This window comes from Dietzia maris (assembly GCF_014144855.1).
In the GTDB taxonomy this organism is placed as follows: domain Bacteria; phylum Actinomycetota; class Actinomycetes; order Mycobacteriales; family Mycobacteriaceae; genus Dietzia; species Dietzia kunjamensis.
Map to the genome: position 1 here is coordinate 1 of NZ_JAALDN010000369.1, position 6,118 is coordinate 6,118.

The window sequence follows — 6,118 nt, forward strand, 5'->3', positions numbered from 1 at the left end:
GCTCGGCACCGCGGCGGCCGCGCTCGGCCCGGTGTGGGAGAGCGGTGCGGTCCTGCTGGCCGCGGCCTGCGCCCCCGCATTGTGGTGGCTCGAGACCGTCGCCGGCATCGCTGCCGGGCTGCCGGGCTCGCCACCCGTCATGCCCGGGTGAGCAGTTCCTGGTCGCGCACCAGGTCGAGTGACAGCGTCCGATAGCCCTGTTCCTCGAAGAACACGGTGAGCCGGTCGTCGTCGACGCTCATGACGATCCCCGAGCCCCACTCACGGTGCACGACCGCGGACTGCAGGGGGAAATCCGCCGCGTCGTGGGTGAGGTCGACCGCGGTGCCGGCGTCGCAGGTGTCGCAGTTCCCGCACGGGTCCGCGAGCTCCTCACCGAAATACCCCAGCAGGAACTGGCGACGGCACCCGTCGGTCTCGGCGTATCCGCGCATCATCTCGATCCGCGAGCGATCGATCCGCTCGAACGTCTCCGACGTCTCCTCGGCCCGCCGGACCGCCTCCTTGGGCCGCACGTCCTCCACGAGTCGCAGGCCCTCCCGCCCGGACTCGACGACCGCCGCCGCCTCGAGGAGATTGACCGCCCCCGTGACGCGCTTTCCGCCGAAGTCCAGCGACTTCCTCAACCGGGTCAGCCGCACCGGGCCGTCGGCCCGGCGGAGGTGCTTGATGACCGCCCGGATGACCTCCTCGTCGGCGCTGTGCGACGAGAAGAAACTCCGCAGGCCGAGGTCCTCGCTGCGGTAGTGGAGTTCGATCGTCGCCGGCTCGCGGTCGCGGCCGGCCCGTCCCGCCTCCTGGTAGTACGTGTCGAGTGAGTCGGGGATGTCGGCGTGCAGGACGAACCGCACGTCCTCCTTGTCGATCCCCATCCCGAACGCACTCGTCGCCACCACCACGTCGAGGTCACCATCGAGGAAGGCGCCCAGCGTCTCCTCGCGGTCGGCCGACTTCTGGCCGGCGTGGTAGGCACGCACCCTCATCGGCCGATCCGAGTCGGCCGCTCGTGCGGCGATCCGCTCGGCGTACTCCTCGGTGGACCGGCGGGTGGCGGTGTAGACCAGTCCGGGGCCGCCGAGTTCGACGGCCCGCTCCACGACCGCGTCCTGTTTGCCGTCGTCCTCGACGTGCCGTCTCACCGCGAAGTGCAGTTCCGACCGGTCGAATCCTCCGGCCAGCACCAGGGCGTCGGACATGGCGAGCCTGTCGACGATCTCCTCGCGGACCGGGGTCGAGGCGGTGGCGGTGAGCGCGATGACGGTCGGCGACCCCATCCGGTGGCGGGCGGCGTCCAACCGCAGGTAGTCGGGGCGGAAGTCGTGGCCCCAGGCGGAGACGCAGTGCGCCTCGTCGACCACGAGGAAGCTCGGCTCGGCGGCACGGAGCCGGTCGAGCACCTCTCGTTTGGCCAGTTGCTCAGGGGTGAGGAACACGAAGTGGACGCGCCCCGCGACGACCTCGTCCCAGGCCTCCGCCTGCTGTCGCACGCCCATCGAGGAGTTGATCGCCAGCGACCGGGTGGGCGCGGAATCCGCGAGCGAGTTCAGACCCTCGCACTGGTCGCTCTGCAACGCGATGAGCGGTGAGACCACCACACACGGGCCGTCCGCCATGATCCCGGCGAGCTGGTAGATCGCCGATTTGCCGTAGCCGGTGGGCAGCACCGCCAGCACGTCGCGGCCTCCCACCGCCGCCTCGATCGCCTCGGCCTGCATCGGGCGCAGGTCGTCCCAGCCGAACACGCGGCGCGCCACCTCGTGGGGATCGGTGGCCTCGGCCTGGGTCGTCGTCACGAGTGCGTCCTCTCTATCCGCGGTCGGGCTGCCCGCGGTGGGATGGTCCCGGACCGTCGAGCGTATGCGCACTGGGCGGTGTGCTCCCACCGCACGCGCCCCCGACCGGTCGCGGGGCACCTGCCGCCGCGCCTACAGTCGGAATATGGAGATGGACATCACTCTCAGGGTTGATGGCGAGCAGCATGTCGTCACCGTGGACACACGCACGACCCTCCTCGACGCTCTGCGCGACCGGCTCGGTAACTACTCGGCCAAGAAGGGCTGCGACCACGGACAGTGTGGGTCCTGCACCGTGTTGGTTGACGACCGCAGGGTCACCTCGTGCCTGTCGCTGGCGGTGGCGCAGGAGGGGAAGGACGTGGTCACCGCGGCGGGCCTGTCCGAGAACGGCCTCCATCCGCTCCAACAGGCGTTCATCGACACCGACGCGTTCCAGTGCGGCTACTGCACACCCGGTCAGGTGTGCAGCGCCGTCGGGATGATCGACGAGGCCCGGGCCGGCGCGCCGAGCCTCGTCACCGAGGATCCGGGTGCGGAGATCGCCCTGACCGACGAGGAGATCCGGGAACGGATGAGCGGCAACCTGTGCAGATGCGCCGCCTACCCCAACATCGTCGCCGCCATCCGACAGGTCGTCGATTCCGCGGGCGACGAGGCGGAAGGGGCCGAGCGATGAGACCGTTCCGGTACGAACGTCCCACGGACACCGACTCGGCCGTCGCCTTCCTGCAGGAGCACGCCGGTGCCAGACCACTGGCGGGCGGTACCAATCTCATCGATCTGATGAAGCTGGGAGTGGCCACCCCGGACGTCGTCGTGGACGTGTCCCGGCTCCCGCTGGACTCCGTCGACCGGTCGGGCGACGGCGGCGTGCGGATCGGCACCAACGTACGCAACGCCGACCTTGCTGCCCACCCTCTCATCCGGGCCGACTACCCGGTGCTGAGCCGCGCACTGCTGTCCGCCGCGTCACCGCAACTGCGCAACCTCGCCACGACGGGGGGCAATCTGCTCCAACGGACCCGCTGTGTGTACTTCCAGGACGTCACCACCCCGTGCAACAAGCGCGAGCCCGGAACCGGCTGCTCCGCCATAGGTGGTTACACGCGCTATCACGCGGTCTTCGGCCACTCTTCCGACTGCATCGCCACCCATCCCTCCGACATGGCGGTCGCCCTGGCGGTACTCGACGCGACTGTGATCGTCGTGGGTCCCGGCGGGGAACGTCGGATCCCGGTCACACGGTTCCACCGTCTCCCGGGTGACCAACCCCAGCGGGACACTGTCCTGGAGAGTGACGAGCTGGTGGTGGCGGTCGAGTTGCCCCCTCCCGTGCGCGGCGCCGTCGCCACCTACCGCAAGGTCCGTGACCGGGCGTCCTTCGCATTCGCGATCGTCTCCGTGGCCGCGCATCTGAGCGTCGACGACGGAGTCGTCACCGACGCCCGGATCGCCTGCGGTGGAGTCGCCCACGCGCCGTGGCGCGCCACCCGGGCCGAGGAGACGCTCACGGGTCGGGCCGCCACCGCCGCGTCGTTCGCCGAGGCGGCCGACGCCGAGCTGGCCGCGGCCGAGCCCGTCGACGGCACCGAGTTCAAGGTGCCGTTGCTGCGGCGGACGATGATCGCCGTCTTGCGCGACCTGACGGCCGGGTCTACGAGCGGTCGCGCCGGTGCGGCCGGACAGGAGGATGCTCGATGAGCGCCATGGGCACGTCCGTCCCCCGTCTCGACGGCTCCGCCAAGGTGACCGGGACGGCACCGTACGCCTTCGAGCACACCGGGCCGGGCGAGACGGTGCATCTTCATCCGATCACCGCCACCGTCGCGCGGGGCACCGTCACCGCGATGGACACCGCGGCGGCCGAGGCCGAGCCGGGGGTTCTCGCCGTGCTCACCCCGTGGAACGCGCCGCGGCTGGCCGACACCTCGGAGCGCGAGTACGCCATCTGTCAGGACGCGGAGGTGCTCTATCGCGGTCAGCCGATCGGACTGGTGTTGGCCGAGACCGCCGAGGTGGCGCGGTGGGCCCAGTCGCTGGTGCGGGTGGCGTACGACCAGGCGCCCCACGACGTCGCCTTTCGCCCCGACCATGCCGACGCCTACGAGCCCGAGGTCGTCAACGGCGGCTACGGGCCCACGTCCGCGACCGGTGAGATGGGCCCCGCCCTCGCACAGGCGGGCGTCGACGGCCACGTCGTGGACCAGAGCTACTCCACTCCCGAGGAACACAACAATCCCATGGAGCCGCACGCCGTCTCCGCCCACTGGGACCCCGACGAGCCCCTGCTGACGATGTATGACTCCACCCAGTCCCCGCACGGCGTGGCCACGACGCTGGCACCGGTGTTGGGCCTGGAGGCCGGGCAGATCCGGGTCATCGCGCCACACGTCGGCGGCGGCTTCGGCTCCAAGGGCGCACCGCACGCCCACGACGTGCTGGCCGCCCTGGGCGCGATGCACCTGCCGCGCAGGCTGATCAAGTACGCGGTCACCCGGCAGCAGATGTTCGTCTTCGTCGGGTACCGCCCGCGGACGGTGTCCCGGATCCGGCTGGCCGCCGACGCTGACGGGCACCTGACCGCGATCGGCCACGAGGCCTGGTCGCAGAGTTCGCGGGTCAAGGAGTTCGTGGAGCAGTCCGCGGTCCCGTCCCGGTCGATGTACGCCGCGCCCAACCGCAGGACGACTCACCGTGCCGTGCCTCTGGATGTGCCCGCGCCGTACTGGATGCGTGCGCCGGGGGAGGCCCCGGGAGCGTTCGCGGCGGAGGTCGCGATGGACGAGCTGGCCGAGACGTGCGGGCTCGACCCCATCGACCTACGGGTGCGCAACGACCCGGAGACCGACCCGGAGTCGGGCAAACCCTGGACGTCGCGGCGCCTGGTCGACTGCCTGCGCGAGGGTGCGCAGCGATTCGGGTGGTCCCGGCGCCCGACCACTCCGGCCTCCCGTCGGGACGGCTGCTGGCTGGTCGGCTACGGCGTGGCGGGTGCGGCGTACCCGCACATGGTGCAACCCGGGTCGCGCGCTACGATCCGTGCCGAGGGCGACGGCCGATACCGCGTCCGGGTGGGGGCCGTGGACATCGGCACCGGCACGTGGACCGCGCTCACCGCGGTCGCCGCCGACGCGCTCGGCCGACCCGCCGAGTCGATCACCCTGGAGATCGGCGACTCGGCCCTGCCCTACGCCACGGTCGCCGGCGGTTCGTCCGGCATCTCATCCTGGGGTTCGGCCATCTTCGCCGCGGCCGGACGGTTCCGGACCAGGTACGGCGACGATCCGCCCCGCGGCGCGGAGACCACCGCCGCGGCCGGCGACTATCCCGAGCTCGAGCGCTACCGTGCGATCTCCTTCGGCGCCCACTTCGTCGAGGTCCGCGTGGACGCCGACACCGGGGAGATCCGGGTGCCCCGGATGTTGGGCGTGTTCTCCATCGGCCGGGTCGTCAATCCCCGCACCGTGCGGTCGCAGTTCATCGGCGGCATGACGTTCGGGCTGTCCATGGCGCTGCACGAACAGAGCGTGCGGGACACCCGGTTCGGCCACGTCGTCACGCAGAACCTCGCGGACTACCACGTCCCGACCCACGCCGACGCCACGGATATCGACGCGGTGTGGCTGGACGAGGTCGACGAGCACGCGACCCCGATGGGCACGCGCGGTGCGGGCGAGATCGGCAACGTCGGCAGCGCGGCGGCCGTCGTCAACGCCGTCTACAACGCGACCGGTGCCCGCATCCGCGACCTACCGGTCCACGCCGACGCGCTCCTGGAACACCTGCCCGTCGATCAGTGACCGCCGGTCGGACCGCCGTCGTCCCTGAGATCGGCGGGATGGTCGATGTCGCGCGGGGACCCCGTGCCGTCGCACGGCACTTCCCGCACCTCGTGCGAGTGCTCCCGTAGATGGTGGCGAGCTCCGGCGTCACCGACCGCCGAGGCGATGATCGCGGCATGGTGCGATGCGCCGAGGAGGACGGGGTGTGCACGGACCCCGCCGTAGGTCGCGACCGCCAGTGGCGCATCGGCGGCCATGACCCGGCGGACCGATTCCGCGCCCAGCCACGGCATGTCGACGGGGACGACCACCGCGTCCTCGGCCCCGACGGCCGTGAGCCCGGCGCGCAGCGAGGACCCCATCCCCGTCTGCCAGAGCGGATTGTGCACCACCTCGGCGCCGGGCACGTCCAGCTCGACCGCGCCACTGACCACCACGACCCGCTCACATCCGCCCGCGTGGAGCAGCGCCACGGCGTGGTCGACCAGCCGTGCTCCGCGGAAGTCGACCACGGCCTTGGGCCGGCCGAACCGGCGACCC

5 protein-coding genes are annotated in these 6,118 nt (G+C 71.5%); 3 read left to right on the forward strand and 2 right to left on the reverse strand.

Annotation, left to right across the window (positions count from 1 at the left end; genetic code table 11):
* Nucleotides 1-137 precede the first annotated feature (137 nt).
* Entirely contained in the window at nucleotides 138-1,793 is a 1,656-nt protein-coding gene (locus tag G6024_RS17065; RefSeq protein ID WP_159148809.1) for a RecQ family ATP-dependent DNA helicase, read from the reverse strand.
* A gap of 145 nt (nucleotides 1,794-1,938) precedes the next feature.
* Here G6024_RS17065 and G6024_RS12145 point away from each other — a divergent pair, with 145 nt between their 5' ends.
* Genes G6024_RS12145 through G6024_RS12155 form a run of 3 tightly spaced genes read left to right on the forward strand, consistent with a single transcriptional unit; the run spans nucleotide 1,939 to nucleotide 5,596 of the window.
* On the forward strand, nucleotides 1,939-2,472 hold the full coding sequence (locus tag G6024_RS12145) for a (2Fe-2S)-binding protein (protein ID WP_069389686.1): 534 nt from the start codon (nucleotides 1,939-1,941) through the stop codon (nucleotides 2,470-2,472).
* Nucleotides 2,469-3,497, forward strand: coding sequence for an FAD binding domain-containing protein (locus G6024_RS12150; RefSeq protein ID WP_069389687.1), 1,029 nt, complete (start codon nucleotides 2,469-2,471; stop codon nucleotides 3,495-3,497). The genes G6024_RS12145 and G6024_RS12150 overlap by 4 nt, the downstream gene beginning before the upstream one ends.
* Nucleotides 3,494-5,596 (forward strand): xanthine dehydrogenase family protein molybdopterin-binding subunit, encoded by a 2,103-nt coding sequence (locus tag G6024_RS12155; protein ID WP_159148810.1) that lies wholly within the window; start codon nucleotides 3,494-3,496, stop codon nucleotides 5,594-5,596. Before G6024_RS12150 ends, G6024_RS12155 begins: the two co-directional genes overlap by 4 nt.
* On the opposite strand, the gene G6024_RS12160 is transcribed toward G6024_RS12155, so the two are convergent.
* The coding region (locus G6024_RS12160; RefSeq protein WP_159148811.1) for a nucleotidyltransferase family protein at nucleotides 5,590-6,118 on the reverse strand (529 nt) is incomplete at its 5' end. The genes G6024_RS12155 and G6024_RS12160 overlap by 7 nt on opposite strands.

Excerpts from the sequence above, each read along its gene's own strand:
- G6024_RS12145 (WP_069389686.1), top strand. The coding sequence starts at position 1,939 with ATGGAGATGGACATCACTCTCAGGGTTGATGGCGAGCAGCATGTCGTC.
- G6024_RS12150 (WP_069389687.1), top strand. The coding sequence starts at position 2,469 with ATGAGACCGTTCCGGTACGAACGTCCCACGGACACCGACTCGGCCGTC.
- G6024_RS12155 (WP_159148810.1), top strand. The coding sequence starts at position 3,494 with ATGAGCGCCATGGGCACGTCCGTCCCCCGTCTCGACGGCTCCGCCAAG.